Source organism: Verrucomicrobiia bacterium, assembly GCA_036405135.1.
Lineage (GTDB): Bacteria > Verrucomicrobiota > Verrucomicrobiia > Limisphaerales > JAEYXS01 > JAEYXS01.
This window is the reverse complement of the sequence record DASWYF010000018.1, coordinates 1-24,200: the sequence shown is the minus strand read 5'-3', so window position 1 is coordinate 24,200 and position 24,200 is coordinate 1. Positions and strand designations below refer to the sequence as shown.

Annotated in this window: 12 protein-coding genes; all 12 read left to right on the top strand. The window is 57.0% G+C overall.

Annotated elements, in window-relative coordinates; genetic code table 11:
• The first annotated feature begins 4 nt into the window (after positions 1 to 4).
• Positions 5 to 898 carry a prepilin-type N-terminal cleavage/methylation domain-containing protein gene (locus tag VGH19_07935; protein HEY1171279.1) on the top strand — a complete coding sequence of 298 codons (894 nt, stop codon included), beginning with the start codon at positions 5 to 7 and terminating at the stop codon, positions 896 to 898.
• On the top strand, positions 895 to 1,674 hold the full coding sequence (locus VGH19_07930; protein HEY1171278.1) for a hypothetical protein: 780 nt from the start codon (positions 895 to 897) through the stop codon (positions 1,672 to 1,674). Before VGH19_07935 ends, VGH19_07930 begins: the two co-directional genes overlap by 4 nt.
• Positions 1,671 to 2,501: a type II secretion system protein gene (locus tag VGH19_07925; GenBank protein ID HEY1171277.1), complete on the top strand. Its 831-nt coding sequence runs from the start codon at positions 1,671 to 1,673 to the stop codon at positions 2,499 to 2,501. Before VGH19_07930 ends, VGH19_07925 begins: the two co-directional genes overlap by 4 nt.
• The gene (locus VGH19_07920) at positions 2,502 to 6,332 is read left to right on the top strand and encodes a hypothetical protein (protein ID HEY1171276.1); all 3,831 of its coding nucleotides are present in this window, start codon (positions 2,502 to 2,504) and stop codon (positions 6,330 to 6,332) included.
• Between the two features lie 48 nt (positions 6,333 to 6,380).
• Complete coding sequence (locus tag VGH19_07915) at positions 6,381 to 15,911, top strand: putative Ig domain-containing protein (GenBank protein HEY1171275.1); 9,531 nt, start codon at positions 6,381 to 6,383, stop codon at positions 15,909 to 15,911.
• A 227-nt stretch (positions 15,912 to 16,138) separates the two neighbouring features.
• Positions 16,139 to 17,689 (top strand): methyltransferase domain-containing protein, encoded by a 1,551-nt coding sequence (locus VGH19_07910; GenBank protein ID HEY1171274.1) that lies wholly within the window; start codon positions 16,139 to 16,141, stop codon positions 17,687 to 17,689.
• A gap of 391 nt (positions 17,690 to 18,080) precedes the next feature.
• Positions 18,081 to 18,290 carry a hypothetical protein gene (locus VGH19_07905; protein HEY1171273.1) on the top strand — a complete coding sequence of 70 codons (210 nt, stop codon included), beginning with the start codon at positions 18,081 to 18,083 and terminating at the stop codon, positions 18,288 to 18,290.
• Positions 18,259 to 19,347 (top strand): hypothetical protein, encoded by a 1,089-nt coding sequence (locus VGH19_07900; protein ID HEY1171272.1) that lies wholly within the window; start codon positions 18,259 to 18,261, stop codon positions 19,345 to 19,347. Before VGH19_07905 ends, VGH19_07900 begins: the two co-directional genes overlap by 32 nt.
• Before the next feature lie 96 nt (positions 19,348 to 19,443).
• Entirely contained in the window at positions 19,444 to 20,253 is an 810-nt protein-coding gene (locus VGH19_07895; protein ID HEY1171271.1) for a ThuA domain-containing protein, read from the top strand.
• Positions 20,254 to 20,417: 164 nt separating this feature from the next.
• Positions 20,418 to 21,953 carry a sialate O-acetylesterase gene (locus tag VGH19_07890; protein HEY1171270.1) on the top strand — a complete coding sequence of 512 codons (1,536 nt, stop codon included), beginning with the start codon at positions 20,418 to 20,420 and terminating at the stop codon, positions 21,951 to 21,953.
• Positions 21,954 to 22,225: 272 nt separating this feature from the next.
• Positions 22,226 to 23,056, top strand: coding sequence for an alpha/beta hydrolase (locus tag VGH19_07885; protein HEY1171269.1), 831 nt, complete (start codon positions 22,226 to 22,228; stop codon positions 23,054 to 23,056).
• Between the two features lie 128 nt (positions 23,057 to 23,184).
• A complete protein-coding gene (locus tag VGH19_07880; protein ID HEY1171268.1) occupies positions 23,185 to 23,970 on the top strand; it encodes an alpha/beta hydrolase in 786 nt (261 codons plus the stop codon).
• Positions 23,971 to 24,200: the final 230 nt, after the last annotated feature.

Below are 24,200 nucleotides of genomic sequence, written 5' to 3'. Positions count from 1 at the left end.
TCCCATGAACGTCGCTCTCAGCAAACAATCGGACAAGGGCGGGGTGCAGAACCCGGCCGGGGGACGCCATCTGCGTGCCTTCACCTTGATCGAGTTGCTGGTGGTGATCGCGATCATCGGTATTCTGGCGGGTTTGGCGGCGCCGATCGTTTCGCGCTTCGGAGCGGGAGACAAACTCTCGGCAGGCGGTCGCCAGTTGCTGGATGATCTGGCTTTGGCCCGCACCAAAGCGATGGCCACGCGCTCCACTGTATATGTCGTGTTCCTGCCGGATGACATCCTCAACATCAATCTGGCTGCGTTGCCTTACTCCACCAATTTCTTGGACCGGACGGCGGTGACGAATCTTTCCGGCATGACATATAGCGGGTATGCGCTCTTCTCGGAACGTTCCGTTGGGGATCAGCCGGGCAGTTACACACCGCGCTATCTCACCAAATGGAAAGAGCTGCCCCCGGGAGTCGTGGTGCATCCGTATCAGTTCATCGAGAGCCCGGCTCTGCCGATCAGGACGAACTATATCAGCGGCCAGTATGTCACCCCTTTCAGCTACCGGAATTTTCCTTTCCCAAGTGCGGAAACGCCGGCGACCTTCCGGCTGCCATACCTTGCCTTCAATTCGATGGGGCAGCTCGTGGGCGGGCAGAATTTCCGTGTGCAGGTGTCTGAGGCCCGCATCTCGCGCCAGCGCGATCCGGCCTTGGGTGACAGCCTGATTTATTCGCCCCTGTTCCCCTCAGTCATCCGTCCAGATGCACCGACGGTTGTCTTTCGTGAATGGGAGACGAACGGCATCAACCAAGGTGTCAATTATACAAATGTCACGATCTACGCGCACGAGATCGAGATCAACTGGCTGACGGGCCGCGGCAAATTCCTGCAGCCCCAGATACAATGAAGCTGACATCACATAAGAGCAGCCTCCGCTTGCGGCAGGGCACGCTGGCCTTCACGATGGTGGAGGTGGCGTTGAGCCTGGCTATCATCGCATTCGCGATCGTCGCGGTGATCGGCATCCTGCCCACGGGCATGCAGGTGCAGCGGGACAACCGCGAGCAGACGATCATCAACCAGGACGGCCAGTTCATCTTGGAAGTCATCAAGAACGGTATGACTAATGTGAACGTTCTGGCGCAAAACTTGGAATGGATCGAATCTTATACGAACATCCCTCCTTCCACCGTGGTCGGCCTGGAAGGCCGTTACCAGCGCTCTGACCTTTTAAACGCGACCATCGCGACCAATGTGCTCGCCTATCGCATCGCAGGCATCCTGAGCACGCCACGTTTCGTGATCGATACGAATACACCGAGCGGGTACGTCAGCAATTGGGTACAGGCCAAGTTCGTGGCCAACAGCGGACCGCTGGCTGACCGCCTGACGGAAGATCCGGTCCGGGGCACACGTGATTTTGCTTTCAGCTACCTGGTCACCGTGGATATCGCTCCGATGATCCTCTCGACCAATTACATGACCAATTCAGGCGCAGATGTGAGTGCTGCGTTTCAGGCGAATCTCTATAACTTGCGCGTGAACCTGAGCTGGCCTGTATATCCTAACAACACGGTGGGCAATGGACGTAAGAGCTTCCAATCCATCGTCTCCGGAAAACTGGAGCGTGATATCAACGGGTTTTTCCGCTTCCGTCCCAACGAATTCACCGGACTGCCATGAACCTAGCCGTCACCAACCATATTCGCCGCCAAGTCCGCCAGCGCGCTCTGACGCTGCTGGAGCTCATGGTGGCCATAAGCGTGCTGACGATCATCATCTTCGGTCTCTACTCGATGTTCGACCGGACGCAGAAGGCGTTCTTGGAGACGACCACGCAGAAGGATGTGCTGGAAGGCGGGCGCAATTTCATGGAAATGATGGTGCGTGATCTGGAGCAGATGCATGCGGCCAACATCTACGGACGGACGAACCTCTACATCCACCCGATCGTCCTGAGCAGCGGCAACCAGATCAACGGCTTCCGCCAGAACTCGATGGTGGGCAGCAATCTTTTCACAAATCTGGTGCAGGAGTTTTTCTTCCTTACCAAGACATCGCAATGGACGGGCATCGCGTATTATGTCGGGCAGACCTCCACTAATTATGGTGATGAGATGCTCTATACGAATCTCGGGGTGGGAACGTTGCGCCGCTATTCCTACACCACGAACGATTACTATCACAATTCAAGCGATTTGTTCGCCAACTACTATACCAACAACAATCCGAATGCGGCCCAGCTGGTCGCTGATGGGGTGATCCATCTCGCTTTGCGGGCTTACGATTCGTACGGGTCCAATGTGGATACGTCCAATTATTCGTTCACGAACACCTTCCTGCCAGCCTATCTGGAACTGGAAGTGGGAGTGCTGGAGCCGAAGGTGCTGCTGCAGGCACGCAGTATGCCGAACCCCAGCGTGCAGAGGGCATTTTTGCAGGAAACAACCAACCGCTCCAGTGCCGTACATATATTTCGCACGCGCATCCCGGTGCGGAACGCCAACTAAATGAAACGTCGTCAACAAAGCGCCGTCGCCCTGGTCACCACGTTGATCATGCTTTCGCTGATCACGTTCACGGCCGTGGTGTTCCTGGCGGTCACCATGCGGGAGAAGGATAACGTGATCGTGTCCGAGGACATGATGGACGCCAAGACGCTCGCCGGTGTCGCCCTGGCTGAAGCACAAACCGAGCTGGTGGCCCGGATGCTCGCCACCACGAATCCGTATCTCTATGACCTGATCGTCTCCGAGACCACCGTCCCGTACCGGCTGGACACCGCGAATCCGGTGCCGGAATCCAATGTCACGAACTTCATCAGCCAGCTCATCTATGATGCACGTCCTCCGGTTTATGTGCGGACTAATCTGGCTGATTCCACCCAGCCTTGGCAGCACCGCTTCTGGCTGGATTTCAACCGCAACGGCTTCTTCGAGCCCACCGGCTGGCTGGCCGAGACGAATGAATTCGGATCAGCGACAGGAACGACAAATTATTACGTGGGCGATCCGCAGTGGAAAGGCATTTTCCAGTTCTCGATGCCTACCAATTTCGGTGGTGAACGCCGGCTGCACTCCAGCAGCAACAAGTTCGTGGGGCGCATCGCCTGGATGATCGTGCCCTACGGCAAGAGCCTGGATCTGAATTACCTTCACAATGAGGCCAAGAAGATCACGCCGGTGACGAGCTTTTCCTCCAGCTTCCGCCGCAACCAAGGCGTGGGCAGCCATGAGCTGAACCTGGCGGCGATGCTGGCGAACATCAACTCCAACGTCTGGGCGGCACCGAATGTCTGGACGACGAATATCAGCCTGCTGGCCGCACCGTTTTACGAATATTATACCAACTATACCGTCGCCAATCGCGGCTTGGCTTTCATCGATGCGAAGGCGCTGCTTTCCTACCGCAACCCAAATTTCAACAACCTGGCTTCCGTTGATTATTCATACGGCACCGTGGGGGATTACGCGATCACCAATGATTTCATCGACCACTATCTGTATGCGCAGCCGATGATCGGGTTGCGGTTGCCGACATTAGAATACGATGTACCTACGGATTCGTGGCCGGGCGGTGCGAATACGAATCCGACATCGATCGCCTATTTTGATTTCAACGAGCTGTTTGTCCGCGGGCGTCCTTATTCCTCAGGTGCGGTCACGCCCACGCCTCCAATGACTAACGATTTTACCACACGGTTGCTGTTGGTTGGCACGAATGTATCCACATATGATCGTTACACGATCCCGCGCATGCTGTCCCAGCTCGGCACGGTCAGCTCCATTCCGCCAGGCGAGAAGGTGCATCTGAATTACGACAACCGGCAGCCGAACTCGCCCACGGCATTCATCGGCTGGGAAGCGACCAATTTCTTCAATGAAACGGCGGAACGCCTGCTGCGGACCAATTTTAACATCTCGCTGACAGATTACGCGCACACCAACCACATCGAGATCTATCCGACCAACCGTTACACGGCGGCGGTGCATCGCATGCTGCAACTGACGGCGAACATCTTTGATGCGACCACGAACCGGAACATCAGCGGCTATCCTTATTTCCCCACAGTCTTCCGGCCGATCTTCACGAATTATAACAACGTTGTCTCCATCGTCCGTTATGAGGAGGTCACCAACACGGCGCCGGTGAACTATCCGTATATCACGCGGGAATTCGCCAGCACGAACATGGCTTATGTGGGGCAGGTGATCACGAACAACATCTGGGGCGTGCCGTGGGTGATCGGGGTGAAGAAGGGATATCCGAATTTCAACGAGTTCGCGCTGCGTTCGGCGATCCAGGTGAGCCGCCGGCTCGAAGTGTTGAAGGCGAACACGAATACGCCGGTGACATTACGCCAGACGAACCAGTTGTTCGTGCTGGGTATCTCCAATCTGCTCGGTGGCGAGATGTGGAATCCTTATACGAACGCCTACCCGCGCAACTTGGACATCCTCGCGCGTCTGGATGTGTTCGCGCATCTGACGAACCAGTTCGGGGCCATCCGCAGCCGCTCATTTGCGATGGCGACGAATGCCTCTTTCGCCGCCAACGCCTGGACCAGCAACGCGTTCTTCCTGCCGTTCTACACGAATTACGTGTTCCTGCCGGACGCGCAATTCTTCAATTCCTCCGGCCAGTTCGTCACCATCTCGAACGTGGTGGGCACGAACGTCGTTTATGAGCGTGGGCAGCAGTTCTATGTCCCGCGCTGGGGCCTGAGCATGTCCAACCGCATGTTCGCGGCGATCATGGACCGGGATTCCGACCGGGTGGTGGATTTCGTGAATTACGACAGTTTCACGTTCGGCGTGGAGGATGTGATGGCCAACCTTGTCAATGCCGACGCCTTCCCCGGTCAGGCCGGGTTGGTGGATGCCGGGCTTTTGCATGAACTCTTCGATACCAATCGCATCGGTGGCACCACCAGCAATCATGTGACCCGCGGTGTGCTCAACCAGATCTATGTCTCCTTGGGCAGGAACACGCTACAAGGGCGCGCGATCTCCCAGCAGGATTGGAACAACTACGGACTGCAAAGCCAGTCGCAGATGGACAAGCTGCTGGGAACAGCAACGTTCCAACGCTTCATGGGCCAGCCGGTGACCGGTGTGGCACCGTATCACTCCAACCCGAATGGCAACCCGCTTTATTACGTGCGCATGCCCAGCAGTACGAACATGCAGACGCCTTTCACTGCCGTGGCCAAGATCGTTTTCACGAACTACTGGCAGGCAAATGACCCGCTCGTCCATTACACGATGGAAGACATGGGGGACCAAGGCGGTGTTAACTTGCTGCCGTTCCTCATCCGTCCCAGCTCCGCACCACTGGTCACGAACAACCTGAACTTCGTGAACGACCGCTATCGCCCATGGGGTGTGCGTCAAGGCCGGGGCCGCAGCTCGGTGTTGCCGTATGATGAGCCGATGCCGATCGATTACACTTACGAGTACCGCGTGAAAGACCCGCAGATCCGCAAGGCGGACGACTGGGATTTCCCGGGACAGAAGTTCGCCAATATCGGCTGGCTGGGCCGGGTGCATCGTGGCACGCCCTGGCAGACGGTGTACATGAAAGCCGGTGCGATCCCGGACCAAGACCCGAATTACGACTGGAGACGTTGGGCTTACAACCGTTTCACCCATCCTACGAATGACTGGGTCCTGCCCGATTTCTTCACGACGGCCACGGATGTCCGCTCGGTATCCGGCTTGCTTTCAGTGAACCAGACGAATTATGGAGCCTGGGCCGCCGTTCTGGGGGATGTGCTCGTGCTTTCGAACACCATGGATTTTAACAGCTCAGCGAACCTGACGAACATCGGCACGGCGACGCTGACTTACACAAACTTGCTGCTGGACCCGACGGGCACCCAGCTCCGCGAGATCGTGGACGGCATCAATCTGACGCGTTCCACGCGATTGGCCAATCTCGGTGGCGGGCTGGTCACGACCAATGCCTTTGTGCGGATGGGCGACATACTCTCTGTCCCGCAATTGTCGGTGGGAGACACCCCAAATGATAAATCTCCGTACTTGAGCTTATTTGACAGCAACATGCTTTACGGTGTGCACGACGTGGCGATCGAACGGATACCGCAGCAGATACTCTCCTTGCTGAAGGTGGATGATATGCCCCGCGTGGTGGTCTATTCGTGGGGCCAGGCGCTCAAGCCGGCGGCAAACTCCGTAGTGCTCTCCGGCCAGTATCGTGGTATGGTGACGAACTACACTGTGGTGAGCGAGCACGTCACACGCACCGTGCTGCGGATCGAGGGTGGTCCGCGCAATCCGCGTGCGGTGGTGGAAAACTTCACCGTCATCCCGGCAGAGTAGTAGGGCAGTGGACAGTGTGAGAGTTGACAGAAATTTTTTTTGACGAATATGCGTAAACTAACTCCAGCACGGTGGGCGACCGGCCTCGTGTTGCTGGCCTTGACGGCAGCGGTCTGGTGGCAGTGGCGGACCGCGACAAATGTGCAGGGGCCAGTTCCACCAGTTACTTCGCAAACGGCAGTCACGGCACCGGTGGCGATGGGGCCTTTGCTGACCGCCGCACCTGCCAGCAGCCTGCGTCTGCTGGGGACCAACGAACCGGTCGTCCCGTCGGATCCCGAATTTCCCTACCGTCTGCGCAACACGCAGGCCACGATGGACCAACTGGTCCGCAATGACCGCGCCATTTTGCTCGGAAATGCCTTCATCGATACCGGCTTGAAAGCCCGTCTGGACATCCCTGAGCATCTGAAGGCCAAAACCGATCCGGGCAGTTACATTGTGCAAAGCCGTGGCGTCATCAATGAATCGTTCCGTCGCCAGCTTGAGTCGGTGGGGGCGGAGATCGTCGCCTACATCCCGAACAATGCCTACCTCGTGCAGGTGAATGCAGACGGAGCCAAGAAACTCGCGAGCATGAGCTGGACGCGGGCTGTGCTGCCCTACGAGCCTTACTACAAGATCCAGGAGACACTGCTGGAATCAGCCGTGAAAAAGGCGCCGGTCCCCATGGCTTCCAAATTGCGCCTGACGTTCTTCCCCGGCGATCTGCAAATCGCCCGCCAGGAAGTAGAGAAACTGGGCGGCACGGTATTGAGTGAGGACCGCTCTCCCTTCGGTCCCCAACTGGTCGTGCAACCGCAGAAGGATTCACTGGCAGCACTCGCGTCCTTGCCCCAAGTGCAGACGATCGAGCGGCAGATGCGCCGCGTACCGATGAATGACCTGACCCGGGAACGCACCGGTGTGGCGAGCAACAGTGTCACCGCCAACGGCTATCGCGGTCTGACAGGCACAAACATTTTGGTGAGCATCAATGATTCCGGCGTGGAGACGAATTTCGTGGGCCTGTATGGCCGCGTTTTCCCGGGATTCAATACGCTGTCCAACGATCTGCGCGGCCATGGCACGCATGTGGCCTCGATCCTCGCGGGTGATGGAGCCGGTGCTCCGACTGGCCTGACTTATCCCTTCATGGGCTCTTTTAGCAATGATTTCCGGGGTATGGCGCCGCAAGCGATGTTGCTTTCCCAAGACTACCGCAACCTGTCTGACTTTCAGTTGAGCGAATATGCCGCCCGGACGAACTGGCTCTCGCCTCGTACCACGTGGATGTCCAACCGCAGCACCAACACGCTCATCGCCAATAACAGTTGGGGATATGAAGAGTCATTCGAGTATGATTCCAGTTCCGCCATCTTTGACGCGGCAACGCGCGATGCGATCCCTGCCATGTCGGGATCACAGCCGGTGCTCTACGTGTTCGCTGCAGGAAATGACGGGTTCGGTGGCGACAACGGTTTGGGCGGTCTGGCCAACAGTGTTAGCAGTCTGGCGGCCGCCAAGAATGTCATCGCCGTGGGCGCATCGGAGTCTCTCCGCTTCATCACCAACGAGGTCACCATCATCGACACCAATCTCAGCGTCACGAATATCATCGCATGGTGGGAAGGTACTACGGACAGCAGCAATGAAGTGGCATCCTATTCCGGACGCGGTAATACCGGCATCGGACGCGAGGGCCAGTATGGCCGGGCCAAGCCCGACCTGCTGGCGCCCGGCTCCATGATAATCTCTGGACGCTCGCCGACATGGGATGAGGCGGCTTACTATAACCCGACGGTAATCCTGGATAATACATTCACCAACGTGGTGTTGCAGCCGGGTGCCATAAACTCGTTCGGTCTGTTCCTGCCGAATGGTACCACGAGCTTCACGATCGAGGTGCTGGACACGGTCGGCGGCACTTTGGCCGTCCCTAATATCGACATCTACGCCAGCCAGACGGATGTGCAGCCTTCTTCCAATCCGCTCAATCTGCTGGGCCAGACTCCGCAGACGGTGAACATCACCCCGGCAACCACCGGCATCTGGTATTATGACTTGGAAAATGTTGGGGCGACTGCTGTGGCGGTGAACATCCGTGAGACCATCCGGGTGACGAACAATCTGGGCAATTACTTCCAGGTGCTCAGCAATAATTTGAATGGCCCGCTGGCGCCCAATTATCGTTTTGAGGTCGGCACGAGCATGGCGGCTCCCGTGGTCTCCGGCATTCTGGCCTTGATGCAGGAATTCTTCGAGCGAGAACTGGGGGAGACGAACAACAGCCCGGCGCTTTACAAGGCAATGCTCATCAACAGCGCCCGCACGCTCTCACAAACCTACGGCTTTGAGACGCGCAGCCTGATCAATTACCAAGGCTGGGGTTTGGTAAACCTGCCGAACGCCTTGCCGCTGACGATGGCTTCCAACATCACGCGGACCACGTGGCCGATCCAATATTTTGACCAGTGCCCGACGAATGCGCTGGCGACCGGGCAGACCCACACACGGAATCTTACCGTAGCTCCGGCTGCGCGGGCTTTCCCGTTGCGTGTCACGTTGGTTTGGACCGATCCGCCGGGCAATCCCGCCGCCAGCATCAAGCTGGTGAACGACCTGGATCTGGTGGTGAGCAACAAGGTGACCCAGGAGGTCTTTTACGGAAACGATTTCCCCTCCGGCAATATTTATTCCTTGGGCAATTACAGCACGACCAATGGACAGGCGGACTTCGTGAACAATGTGGAAAATGTTTACCTGCCGGGTGATCTTTCGGCGGATTATGCGATCTATGTGACCGCACGCCGGGTCAATGTCAATGCGGTGACAGATCATCCCGATGGCGTGGTGCAGGACTATGCGCTGGTGGTCTCCACGGGCAATACACTGCTGAATGGTGCGCTGCAACTGGATCAAAGCCCGACCTTGTCTCAAAACAACAATCCGGCGGTACAGTTTTTCACAAGCAGCACGAATAATGTGCCTTTCATGGGGCAACGCGTGGGGGCGAATCCGCCGCTCATCACGACCACGAACGGCATGAATGTGCAATGGAATTTCTACGTGTTCACCAATAACACGACTTTCCCATACGTCTCGTTCGTTTCCTTCCTTTCACCGAACCTCGCGGGAGATCCGCGTGTGAACACCTATCGCGATCCCGGAGCGGACATCGATCTTTATGTCTCCACCTCATCGGATCTCACGAACTTAAACTCAACGGTGGTAAACGATTGTTTCAACAACAGCATCTATACATCGCCGACATCTGGCGGTGCTGTGTCTACCCGCCGTGGCGGGACGGAGTTTGTTCTCATTGAAAATGCTCCACCGGGACAGGTGTATTACATTGGCATCAAGGCGGAGGACCAGAAGGCGGCGGAATTCGGCTTCTTGGCTCTGGCCACCGAAGATCCTCCGTACACTGATAATGGCGACGGCACGTATGATATCGAATTTTTCCCGGTGCCGGCGGAGATTCCAGACGGCAATCCTGAGAAACCGGAGGGTGTGCAGTTGTTCGGCATCGTGCCGGACACTTTCAACATCCATCGCGTCATCGCCACGAACACCATGTATCACGACCTCTACGGCGATCTGGTGGGTACATTGGAGCACAACAATGTCCTGGTGACGTTGAACAATCACACTTTCTATTCTTCAACCAACCAGGGCGGCAATCTGACGTTGGTTTATGATGACAGTGACGAGGGGGATGTCGTCGGCGGGATCGCTTCTGATGGACCGGGTTCGCTGAACAATTTCATCGGAACGGATGCTTCCGGTGTATGGATGTTCACGATGATCGACAATGCCCCGCAGTTCGTGGGCAATATCCAGCGGTTCACTTTGCACATTGAGGAAGAGCAGGACACGGATATCACTGTGGGTGGAACAGAGATCACGTTCGGTCTGCCGCCGGGAAGGTCTTATTACACCGGCATCAACATTCCGCCAGGTGTGGTGAAAGCAGAGTTCTCACTGGTGCCCACACCCGCACCTGCGACGACGGGGCTATACGTCCGGAAGAACGGTCTGCCGAACGGCACGGCAGGTCTCTATGACTACGGGGTTTCAGCTTCCATGCCATTGATCGTGCCATTTGCGATCAGCACGGCGGACATACCGCCCTTGACCGCCGGCCAGTATTACATCCAGATCCAAAATCAGGATGCTGTGTTCGTGACATACACGCTCCGGATTGATTTCACCTACGACTTGGCTGCCGCAGCGCAACGCACGACGCCGCAGCGGAGCGTGGTGATGATCAGTGACGACGCGCAAACGGCTACCAACCAATCGGAGATCAACGTGTCGGCGGCCGGTGAGGTGGCCGGTGTCCGTGTCGGTGTGCGCATCGCACATCCGCGTCCGTCAGATCTGACTTTGCGACTGACGTCGGAGGATCGTTCCGTGTTGCTGGCGGAGGCCCGTGGTGGCGTGGTGAACACTGCCGGCTATGGCTTTGGCACAAATGAGAACCAGATCATCTACACGCACTTCAGCGAGGATACGAGCGTGGCGAAGCAGATGCTCAAATTCGTGAACCCGCTGGTGGATGTGAATTTTGTGCCGTTCGTGACACCATCACTGGTGATGGAGAACGAACTGGAAGACGTCGGCAGCCAGACGATCACGGTGGTGCATGGCAACACCTACACTTCATCGGGACGCCTGATCGACACCGGACAAACGGATGGTTTCATCCGGTTCCGTTACATGTTCTATTCGGCGAACGACAGTCTCAGTCTTTACGACTCGACGGGTAATCCGGTGCCCACAGGCAATCCGAATCCGAATTACCTTCTGAACAGTGTGAACAATGATCCTGCTTTGACGATTGCTCCGACAGAAGTCGATATCTCGACTGACACCATAACAGATGGCGCGGCTGATCCGCGGATCGTTGATGGAGCGGAAGTATCCTTGTTCGGTGGTGGACCGGGAGGCGTGTCCGCCCGCGTGCGTTACTTCATGGTCAACACCGTTGGCAATACATCCTTCCAACTCGCCACAACTGCGGGCGGTACTCCGATAGATATCACCAGTTTGCCACCGGGCAATTTCCCGCTGTATTTCTGGCTGGTGACGCCGCAATACGCCTACACGACCACGGATCAGCTGTTGAACATCATCATCAATGAGCAGATCAGCACTCCGGGGACAGGCTGGGATTACATCATTGAACTGTTTGATACGGGTGGAATGCCGGTGAATCCACCGACGGCACAGACTGCCGACCAGGTGTTGAACAGCGTGGTTTACGCCGGAACCAATCTCTATGTGGCCGGCATCACAGAGGGTAATGCCAACAACGGCATCTACGCCCGCTTCGGCCTGCCGATGCAGACGGGACAGACGCCATTTGAGTCAGTGAACTGGCCGGACAACGCGGGTGGTACCCATTTCCGGGATCTGGTTTACTCGACGAATGGCTCGGTATATGTGGTGGGCGATTCTTTCTCCGGCGCCACAGACAATACCGGCGGCACTGAGACCAAGGGTGTGGTGGTCCGCTTCCCTCCTGTGGGATTGGACAACTCCACGCCCATGGGATCTACCTGGGCTACGTCCATTCCGGGATTGATGGGTGTGGAAGGTCTGGAAGAGATGCACAGCGTGACGGTTAATATGGAGCGCACCGGCCCCATGACGGTCACGGAATACGTATATGCGGCTGGTAATGCGCAGGGCGTCAACAGCCCAGCCCGTTTGAAGCTGGTTAAACTGGATAGTGCAGGGGTGATCGACAGTGCTAGTCCTTTTGAGGATGACACCGGCGCTACGACTGTTTCCGCCGGACGCGGCGTGGCCGTGCTAACGAATGTTCTCGCGGGAGCTCAATCCGTCTTTGTCGCCGGATTCAGCGATGACGACGGCACGATGCGGCCAGTGATCATCAAGTTCACGACTGGACTGGTGGAGCTTGGCCGACAGGCGCTGCCAGTGGTAGGCCAGTTCAACAACTTGATCGCTTATGACGATTATTTGTATGCCGTGGGTGTGCAAGACGCGGTGAGCGGTTCCGCTGCGAACTTCCTGATCGTGAAATATGATTACAACTTGAATGTGATCTGGTCCACGGCTGGTGACATCACGTATGATCTGGGGGATGAGGATATCCTCTACGGATTGACGGGTGCGGGCGACCGGCTGTATGCCGTTGGTTCTACCCGGGCATCCAGTGCCAGCCCGACGGATGGCGTGGTGTTGGAAGTGCGTCTGAGTGACGGTGCCTTGGTCACGCGCCCTTCAGGATATGCCGGGGTCACGCAATTCAATGGTACGGCGAATGAGGCGGACAGTTTCCGGGATGTGACCATGGAAGGCTCGGACATCTATGTAGTGGGACTTACCACCCGTGTGACCGCAGGCGATGAAGATACCATCATTGTCCGCTACCATGTGAAGGATGATTACCTGCCTGAGGAATCGCTGGACAACTTCATCGGTGATGTTGCCAACGGGGTATGGCGCCTGGAGGTGATCGATACGCGCACGAACGGCACGGCGACCGATTTCGTGCCGCGGATCGTGGATTGGGAATTGCAGATATTCCTGGCAGACACGAACACGACCACGTTCCGGCTGGATAATGCCGTGGATTATGTGGGAAGAGTCGATGGTGGCCAGACACAGTATTTTGTGATCAACGCCCCGATGACTGCGGCTACGGCCACGCATACGCTGACCGACGATACAGGTGGTGGATTGGGACTGGAGTTGTATTACGATCAAACGGGCCCGCCGGTGATAGGAAGCCCAACTACCAGCCTGTTGATGACGACTCCGGCGACCCCATCAGCTTCAGTGGTGTTGGATAGTGTGTCAGCGCCGCCGCTTGTGCCTGGGCAGCGTTATTTCCTGGCGGTGGTCAATCCCAATCCGACAGGTAACATCAACAGCTACACGCTGAATGTGACTTTTGACAGCACGGCCACGACATTCCTGGCGGCAGGCAGCACCAAAGCAGGCAGCTTCTCGGATGTGCCGAGCATTTACCGGTCATACAGCTTCTTCATCACTGCAGCGGATAATGCGGCCTCGTTCGAGTTATCGAACTTGACGGGTGATGTGGAGGTGTTGTTGAACCGCGGCAGTCCGGCCACGGACAGTAATTTCGACATCTCCACCACCATCACGGGAACGGATTACGGTGTGATCGCCATCACTCCTACTACGACGATGCCGGATGTTTCGGGTTTCTGGTATGCCCGTGTGAAATCGTTGAGTGGAACGGGGACCACCTATGATGTGCGCATCATGCCGCCGAACCGTGCGCCAGTCGTGGAAGCGATCGCAGATGTGACGATGGGCGAGGATGAGACCTTGCAGGTGCAGGTGTTCGCAAGTGACACGGATGTGCCGGTGAACACGTTGAGCTATAGCTTTGCCAACGCCGTGCCTGAAGGCATGACGATTGATCCGGTTTCCGGCCTTGTCCTGTGGACTCCTGGTGAAGCCTTTGGTCCGGGCAGCTACAACGTCTCCGTGCTGGTGCAAGATGATGGGGCACCGTCAAAGGGCACGACAGTCAGCTTTGTGGTGAATGTCACGGAAGTGAACAGTGCGCCAGTCCTGCCAGCGGCTACGTTCTCAGCCAGTGAAGGCAGTCTTTTCATGGCGACGATCACGGCTACGGATGCCGACTTGCCCATGAACGCGCTGACCTATTCCCTGAGCAGCGCGCCCGCAGGCATGACGATCAATTCCACCACCGGAGAGATCACGTGGACTCCTTCTGAATCACAGGGCGGGGTGACATATAGTTTCGTGGTCTCCGCCGTGGACAACCAGACGCCTCCGTTATCCGCCTCGCGCATTTATCAGGTGGCGGTGGCTGAGGTGAACAGCGCCCCGGTGTTTTCGAACTTGGGCACGCAGACCATCAATGAGCAGGTGGCGTTCTTCCTGGAAAACATCGCTTCTGATCCTGACCTGCCGGCGCAGACGCTGACATATCGTTTCACCAGCAGTGTTCCGGCTGGCATGACTTTGGATACCGCCACCGGCCGGATTTCATGGACACCTGATGAAACGCAAGGTCCAGGAAATTACAGTGTGACGGTGGAAGCGGAGGACAATGGCAGTCCGTCCTTGAAGACGCAGAAAGTCATCAACTTCGTAGTGAACGAGGCGAATCTTGCGCCGACATTGGCGGCCATACCGACACAGAGCATACCTGAGATGCAGGCGTGGTCGTACCAATTGGAAGCGGCGGATGCCGATCTGCCGGCGCAGACGTTGAGTTATTCGCTCGTTTCGGCTCCTTCTGGAATGACGGTTTCCAGCACAGGACAGATCTCGTGGACCCCGACCGAAGCACAAGGGCCGAACACCTACAGCGTGACCGTGCTGGTGACTGATAATGGCAGTCCGGCCCGTTTGGCGAACCGCACACTCTCTGTCACGGTGACGGAAGGGAACTCTGCTCCGAACGTGAATGTGATCGCAGATGTGGAAGTGAACGAGTTGACAGCACTGAGTGTGCAAGTAGTGGCGACGGATAGTGATACTCCGGCGCAGACGCTGGCTTACAAGTTCACGGGAACGGTCCCGACTGGGCTGGTGATCAATTCCTCAAGCGGTGCCATCACGTGGACGCCGACAGAGGCGCAAGGCCCGGACAGCTATGTGGTGACGGTGGAAGTGAGCGATGGTACGGCAGCGACCACGCGCAGCTTCACGATCACGGTGAAGGAAGTAAATGTGGCACCGGTGGCGGGAACAGTTCCGAATGTGACGGTGGTGGAGGGCCTGCCGGTGCGATTGGTCTTCACGGCCACAGATGCCGATCTGCCAGCGCAGACGCTGACTTACAGCCTTGAAGCCGGGGCTCCAGTCGGCGCGACCATCAATGCAAGCACGGGTGCCTTTGAGTGGATCACCTCGGAAGCTTCGCCGAACAACAACGTGGTGGCGGTCAAGATCACGGATAATGGCGTGCCGCCGCAAAGTGTCGTTAAATCGATCAACATCACGGTGGTGGAAGTGGTGACAAACGTGGTGGACCTGACATCGGGTGTGGCGGTGACGAATCTGTCCCGTTACACCAACGGAATCGTTGCGGACATCTATCATCTGAATGTGACGGGTGCTCCTGGCAAGCTGTTGTTCGAGGCGTTCAATCTGACGGGTGACGGTGACTTGCTGATACGCAAGGGAGCGCATCCGACGGCAACGGTGTTCGATCATAGCAGCACGCTGGTCGGGACGAATCGTGAGCAGGTGGTCATCGAAGGAGCCGACCTTTCTGGTGAATGGTTCGCCACAGTGGTGAACCGCGAGAGCACCAACATCACCTACAGCATCTCCGGCACTGTGCCGTTGCAAGTGGCTGGTGGTGCACTGTTGGTGAGCACTGAAGGCATCAAGGTGGAAACACCGGTGTTCAATGCGGGTGATACAACGCCAGAGTTCTCCTGGACGGCGGTGCAGGGTGAGAAGTATCAGGTGGAGGTTTCCACCGATCTGACAAACTGGACGCCTCTAACGAGCATCGTAGTGACCGGGACCACGGCGACGTTCAAGGATCCGACGCCGTATACGGATTCGTTGCTGCGGTTCTATCGCATACGGCAGTTGCCGCAATAATCTTCGTGTGTGTGTTCAAGGGCGTTCCTGTAATGGGAACGCCCTTTTTTATTGGTAGACGAGAAACATGGGACATCGAAAGGGGAAGGTCAGAGTCTTTTTACGTCGGCTGCTATGGATGGAAGGGCAAGGACGAGAATTGTTACGATGCAGAATGTGATGATTGGTCTTTAATTCAAGTGGGGGAGGTGTTCAAAGTCAGTGCGCGGTAGTGAGACCATATAAGTATGAAGAGTGATGGGAAAGATTTGAGCAAAGAGTTGTACAAGCAGCTGCGTGCCTTTTCGTGTGTGGAGCTTTGGAATGTGGAGGTGCCGCGCTTTGACAAGGCGACGCCGGCGGAGCGGTCGGCCCGGGTGTCATTGATACGGGCCGTGGGAGTGGTTTTTGCAGAGCACGGTTCTATCAGTCAGAAGACGCAAGTGCGGGAGTGGTTGAAGGGATTACTGAATGATCCGGCGGAGAAGATCCGGCGTTACGCGATGGCGGCCTTGCCCAAGCTGGGGGCGGGTGAAGGGGAAGAGGCGGAGCTGTTGAAGGTGCTGGATAGGGCGTCAGGTGAGAGGGAGAAAAAGTTCCTTGGCCGTGCGCTGGGGAAAATCGGTGGTGAGGCGACGCTGCAGGCGATCAGGCAGCAAGGCGATGATTCGCTAGGACATGCGGCTCTCAAAGTGCAGGCGAATGTGGCGCGGAATCAGAGTCCGACTCACATCCAGCTTGATCAGAAGCTGACGGCGTATCAGGGCTTGCTGATCCATCTGCGTGGACGGCGTGGTCTGGAGCAGTTCATGCGGGCTGAGGTGGAGGAGAAGCTGAAGCGGAATGCGAAATTCCGGATGACCGATGTGCGGTCGGGGTTAGTGGCCCTGATGCCTGTCGCTCCGTTCACGTTGGCAGACATCTATGCACTGCGGTGTTTTGGATCAGTTGGTTTCGTGCTGGGTTCAGAGGAAAAGAACGAGCAGGAGGATTCATGGGAAGCGTTGGCGCAGATCATCGGATCAACATACGCGCAGCGCATCCTGACGGCGTTCACAACGGGTTCTTTGCGTTACCGTCTGGATTTCGTGGGGAAAGGGCATCAGCGAGGTGCAGTGCAGACCGTTGCCAATCGGGCGTATGCGCTTAATCCTGGTGTGATCAATGATCCGCAGGAAGCGCCGTGGACGATCTCGGTATATCCGCAGGGAAGGAGGCGCCTGGTGGAGTTGAGCCCGAAGTCCGCGAGTGATCCGCGTTTTACTTATCGGCAGCAGGATGTGCCTGCGGCATCTCATCCGCCATTGGCAGCGTGCCTGGCGAGAATGGCAGGGCGTGAGGAGCATGAAGTGGTTTGGGATCCGTTTTGCGGTTCAGGAATTGAATTGATCGAGCGTTCTTTGCTGGGTGGTGTGGATACGGTTTACGGTTCTGATCTGAGTGCAGAAGCGGTGGACATCACGGAGAAGAATATCGCGGCAGCGAATCTGAAACTGAAGCAGGCGAAAGTGGCGTGTGTGGATTTTCGGGATTTCGCGAAGCAGGAGTTAGGACCAGAGAGCGTGAGCCTGATCATCAGCAATCCGCCATTGGGCAAACGGGTGCCGATCCCGAATCTGCGGGGGTTAATCTATGACCTCATCGATGTGGCGGCAATGGTGTTGAAACCGGGCGGGAGACTGGTGTTTGCAAATCCGATACCGATGGAGAATCCGCCCCGGTTATTGAAGCTAAGGACGCGGCAGGTGGTGGACTTTGGCGGGTTTGACTGCCGGGTGGAGAAATACGTGAAGAGTTAACCACAGATTCACACAGGTGGAAAAATGAGTTTGAGATAGAGCTGATGATGGGGTGGTTTTGGCACTATAGAAAATTTTTATAGCGACCATAAAAAGTAGTATTTTTCTGATGGTAGGTTTCGAGGTATGGTTATGGCAGGTAATGAACAGGAGGAATTGGAGATGGTTCGGAGAAATCTAAAATCGGGCGGGAGAGGGGCTTCGATGGATTTTTGCGTATCAGATATTTCGTGTTGTTGGAAGTTGCTGCGGGTCGGAGACCAGCGCTCCAAGCCAAGAGGAGGCTGGACAGGCGGTGGCGCTGGGCGCATCTTGACACTGCCCCCATAATGAGTTGGTAACGGTTCCGATCCTGGGTGCAAAGGGGCAACCACGAACCAAAGGAACACGGATGAAGCCAGAACCCAAGCGGCCTTTGACCTTACGGGAGATCGAGCAGGAAGTGGAAGCCGAAGGCCGCGAATGGACGCGCCAACGACTCCAAAAAAGATTGCAAGAGGAAGCCGACCGTCAGGGCGGCGTTTTTCCCCCACAGCGGCCAGCCGCTGGTGCATCGTCGCCAGCGGCGGATGCAGCTGCGGACCGTGGTGGGCGTGGTTGAGCTGCAAGTGCTCTACGGGCAGGCGGCGACGGACGGGCACTGGGGCTGTCCGGTGCGGGAACTCTGGGGCCTGACCCGGCATCAACAGCTGAGTCTGGCCTTGGAGGACAAGCTGGCCTTCACGCTTACGGCTACCTCCTCCTATGAAGAAGCGGCGGCGGTGGCAGCCAAGTGGGGCAGCCCGGTGAGTGACGCGGCTTTGCACGCCCTGACCCAGCGGTTGGGGACGCGGGCCGAAGCCCACACGCAACGGCAACTGGCAGCGGCACCGGTGGAGCGCCAGCCCGAACGGGCGGCGACGAAACTGGGGGTGCTGATGCTCGACGGCTGGCAGGTGCGCCAGCGCGGGCCCGGCTGGGGTCAGCGTAAAACCCAGCAAAACCGGGTGGAGTGGCACGAATGGAAGACCGGCGTGTATTACCGGCAGGAACAGGCTGGCCGCACGGCGGGCGGACGGGGCGTGCTCGCCGACAAGGTGGTGGTGGGCTGGCAAGGCGAGCCGCAGGAGTTTGCCCGGCGGCTGCACTGGGCGGCCCAGCGCGAAGGACTGGGACGGGCCCAGGCGCGCTTGACGGTGGCCGATGGTGCCCCGTGGATCTGGAACGTGGCGCAAGACCGCTGGCCGGGCGCGACCGAGGTGCTGGACTTCTATCACGCCAGCCAGCATCTCTGGGCTTTGGGCCGGGCGCTAAACAAGGATGACGAAGTGGTCGCGGCTCAGTGGGTGGAACCACGTCGCCATAAGCTGCGGCACGGTGGGGAGCGCAAGGTGCTGGCCGAGATCGCCGCCTTAAAGGTGCCCAAAGGTCCGGTCGGAGAAGTGGTCCAACGCGAACAGAACTATCTGGCCACGCATGCCCACCGGATGAACTACCGGACCCTCCACCAACGCGGCTGGCCCATCGGCTCGGGCACCGTTGAGTCGGCCTGCCGCCAGCGTCAGTGCCGCTTCAAACGGCCCGGCCAGTTCTGGACGCCCAAAGGCATGCGCCATCTGGCCGCACTCTCCGAGGCACGCCATAATCACCACTGGGATCAACTCTGGTTCACTACCTAATCGGGGGCAGTGTCAACATGCGCCCCTACGAAAGAGGGGGTGAAAAACGAGCTTTTCAGGAGGGGGCTTCGGCTTCACACTGGCTTGCATCAATCCATGAAGACGTCTTTTTTGCGGTCGTTGTTGCTCACTGTGGCGTTGTTTGCTTCTGCTTCGGCGGCGCTGGCGGCGGAGCCTTTGAAGGTGCTGATGATCACGGGCGGGTGCTGCCATGATTATGAGAACCAGAAGAAGATCCTGAGCGAAGGCATCGCCAAGCGGGCGAATGTGAAGTTCGACATCGTGCATGAGGGGCCTGGTCCGAGCGACCCGAAGGCGCGGGAGCACATGATCAGCGTTTACACGAATGCCAATTGGGCGAAGGGGTATGATCTCATCCTGCACAATGAGTGCTTTGGCTTTGTGACGAATGTGGCATTTGTGGAGGGCATCGCGGCACCGCATAAGGCGGGCACTCCCGCCGTGTTCCTGCACTGCTCCTCGCACAGTTATCGCAATGCGCAGACGGATGCCTGGAAGGAAGCGGTGGGCATCACCTCCATGAAGCATGACAAGAAGCGCGAGTTCGCCGTGAAGACGGTGAAGGCGGAGCATCCGGTGATGAAGGGTTTCCCTGCGGATTGGAAGAATCCCTCGGCTGATGAACTGTATGAGAACGTGAAGGTCTGGCCGAACACGGTGCCGCTCGCGATGGCTTATAGCGAGCAGTCGAAGAAGGATCATGTCGTCATTTGGGTGAATACATACGGCAAGGGGAAGGTGTTCAGCACCACGCTCGGGCATGAGAACAAGACGATGGAAGACCCGGCTTACTTGGATCTGGTGACGCGTGGGTTGCTGTGGGCTTGTGGGAAGTTGAATGAGGATGGGACGCCGAAGAAGGGATATGGTCCGGCTGGGAAATGACGAATGACCAAGCCCTAATGACGAAGGAACCGGTTGCAACGGCAGGCCAATGATTTGGGAAACATCGAACATCCAATATCGAACTCCGAACATCGAGAGAGGAAAGGGGTAAATCCCAAATCCAAAGCTCCAAGCTCCAGAGAAACTTCGAAACTCAAATTAGCATGAAAAGAACACTCATCACGTTGTCGTTGTTAGCGGGGGCACTTCAATTTGCCAGTGCGGATGTCCGTCTGCCTGCCATCATCAGTGAACACATGGTCGTGCAGCAGGATGTGTTGATACCGATCTGGGGGTGGGCGGATGCGGGGGAGCAGGTGACGGTGGAGTTGGGCGGGCAGATCAAGACGACGACTGCCGATGCGAAGGGTAAATGGCTGGTGAAGCTGCCGAAGCTCAAAGCTGCTGAAGGTCTGACGCTGGTGGTGAAGGGCAAGAACAAGCTCTCGGTGAACGATGTGCTGGTGGGCGAAGTCTGGATCTGCTCCGGGCAATCGAACATGGGGATGACCGTGGCTCGCAGCAAAGACTTCGATGCTGAAAAGAAAGCGGCGCAGTTCTCGCAGTTGCGCATGTTCACCGTGGAAAAGGCGGCGAAAGCGGAACCGCAGGAAGATTGCAAGGGACGTTGGGAACTGACCACGCCGGAGAATGTCGGCTTCTTCTCCGCGGCCGCATATTTCTTCGGGCGAGAGATCCATCAGCAGATGAAGGTGCCGGTGGGCCTCATCAATACGTCTTGGGGCGGCACTTCCATTGAGGCTTGGACGAGCATGGAGGCGCAATCGAAGCTGAAGGAATATCCGGTCATCGCTGAATCTTGGGTGAAGCAGACGGCGACGCCTTATGATGAGAAGGCGGCGATGGAGCAGTACAACAAGCAGGTGGCGGCACATCGTGAAAACGCGAAGAAGGCCAAGGCGGCCGGCAAGGCGGCTCCACGCGCACCGCAGAAGCCGACCGATCCGCGCTTGAACCAGAATTATCCGGCGAATCTTTACAACGGCATGGTGGCTCCACTGGTGCCTTACGCGTTCCGCGGTGGCATCTGGTATCAGGGCGAGAACAATTCCAACAAGAGCTTTGCAAACATTTACGGTCTGCAACTGGAGACTTTGATCAAAGATTGGCGCACGAGGTTTGGTTCGGATTTCCCATTCGCCTGGGTGCAATTGCCTGACTTTCGCTCGCCGCAAAAAGATGTGGTGGAGCCGAGCGGTTGGGTGACGGTGCGTGAGGAGATGTTGAAATCTCTGAAGATTCCGAAGACGGGCATGGCCATCACGTTGGGACTCGGTGAAGAAAAGGATATCCATCCGAAAAACAAGCAGGACGTCGGCAAACGCCTCGCGATGTGGGCGCTCGCCGATGTGTATAAGCAGAAGGGCGTGGCGTCATCCGGTCCCCTGCCCTCTGGCGACAAGGTGAAGGGCAACGAGATCGTGATCTCCTTCAAACACACGGACGGCGGATTGAAAGCGGAAGGCGGCGAGCTGAAAGGCTTTGCGATCGCCGGTGAAGACAAGGTGTGGAAGCAGGCGCAGGCGAAGATCGAGGGTGACAAAGTGGTGCTGTCGCATCCGGACATCAAGAAACCGGTGGCGGTGCGGTATGCGTGGGCGGCAAACCCGGTGTTCAGTCTCTACAATGGTGCAGGCATTCCGGCGACGCCATTCCGGACGGATGATTGGGAGAAATAGCTGCACAGAGATCGATGCCATAGGCAGAGCAGCGGAAAAACTGCCAGAAAGTGCATAAGGCTCCCGTCGGCAGGACAATGCGTCAACCGGATGCTGTATTATCAGGAGGCGTTATTCGTGTCCTGATGATTCGTTTTTTTCATCCAGTAAAGCAGGGATGACTGTTGCAACAATTACCAGGCTAAGGCTAAAAGGAGCGGGTAATGCTTTGGGGACGGGTGGGTTCAATTCAGCCAACGTGAACATTTCGTTAATCTTTAACCTAACCGCATATGAGCTACATCACCACCAAAGACGGCACGGAGATCTATTACAAGGATTGGGGGCCGAAGGATGGTAAGATCGTCACGTTCAGTCATGGTTGGCCGCTCTCCTCGGATGCGTGGGAGGCGCAGATGTTTTTCCTCGCCTCACACGGTTACCGCTGCATCGGGCATGACCGGCGGGGGCATGGGCGATCCAGCCAGCCGTGGGACGGCAATCACATGGACCAGTATGCGGATGATGTGGCGGAACTGTTCGAGAAGCTGGATGTGAAAGGTGCCGTGATGGTGGGCCACTCGACGGGCGGCGGTGAAGTGGCGCGCTACATCGGGCGTCATGGCACGAAGCGCGTGGCGAAGGCGGTGCTGATGGGGGCGGTGCCGCCGATCATGTTGAAGACAGAGGCGTATCCGGGCGGATTGCCGCTGGAAGTGTTCGATGGTTTCCGCGCGGCTTATCTGAAAGATCGGGCGCAGTTCTTTCTGGATGTGGCGAGCGGACCGTTCTTCAATTTCAACCGGCCCGGAGCCAAGGTTTCGCAAGGGTTGATCCAGTCCTGGTGGATGCAAGGTATGATGTCCGGTCACAAGAATGCGTATGATTGCATCAAGGCGTTCTCAGAAACGGATTTCACGGAGGACTTGAAGAAATTCGATGTCCCTACGCTTATCGTGCATGGGGATGATGATCAAATCGTGCCAATCGGCAACTCTGCCCTGCTCTCCGCCAAGTTGGTGAAGAATGCTACGTTGAAGATTTATCCCGGCGGCTCACACAGCCTGGGTGATACGAGCAAGGACCAGTTCAATCAAGACCTGCTGGAATTCATCCGCGCCTAGAGCCGTCTGGAAAAAGCCAATGTATACGGGTCTAAACCCGGCACCCCTCACCCCGGCCCTCTCCCCTCCAAGGGGAGAGGGTGTTCATATCACAAATTTTTCTACCCGTAATTCTAATTCCCATAGTCATGAAAACCATTCTGCTCGTCCACGGCCTGTGGGTCACACCTTCGAGCTGGGAAAGTTTCCAGCATTACTATGAGGCACGCGGTTACCGGGTGATCGCTTCGCCGTGGCCGGGTATCAAGGGGGATGTGCCCGCCATGCGGCGTGATGCCTCCAGCCTGAATGGAATCGGCATCGCGGAGGTGATGGCGCATTACATCAGCATCATCAAAAGCCTGCCGGAACCGCCGATCATCATGGGGCATTCGTATGGCGGGCTCATCACGCAGTTGCTGATCGACCAAGGTTACGGCTCGGCCGGGGTGGCGATCGATTCCGTGCCGCCGAAAGGCATCCTCATCCTGCCATGGTCCACTTACATGGCGCTGACGCCGGCGTTTCTCAAGCCCGGCACGTTCAAAGGAACCTTCCTCTTCACCTTCGAACAATTCTGGCGGGTGTTTGCCAATTCACTCACGGAGGCAGAAGCGCGCGCGGCTTATGAGCAACAGGCGATACCGGCATCGGGTCGCGCTATTTTCCAGGCGGCGTTGGCGAATATGACGCCTAATGCGCTCTCCACGATCAATTTCAAGAATGGCTCGCGCGCGCCGTTATTGATGATCGCGGGGGAAAAGGATGTGATCATGCCAGCGGCGTTGAATCGTAAAAACTTCCACAAATACCAAGGGGCATCCGTGACGGAGTTCAAGGAATTTCCGGGACGCAGTCACTACATCATCGCGGAAAAAGGCTGGGAAGAAGTGGCAGAGTATGCGGTGACGTGGGCGGAGAAAAAGGCAAAGTAATTCACGTCCTAGGAGATGCGTGGAAAACAACATTTTTCACGCAAACCACAAATTCTTTCCATACGATTTCAAGAAACACACACTTCGCAGGTTCTTCGCTGTTTTCAGTGGAATGGGTTCAGTGCTGGGGCAGGCGGAGTTTGCCTGCGAGGAAGTAGAGCATGGTGATGAGGTAGGTGGAGGAGCGGTAACCACGCGCTTTGCGGCGGGTGGCGCTGAAGACGCTGTTC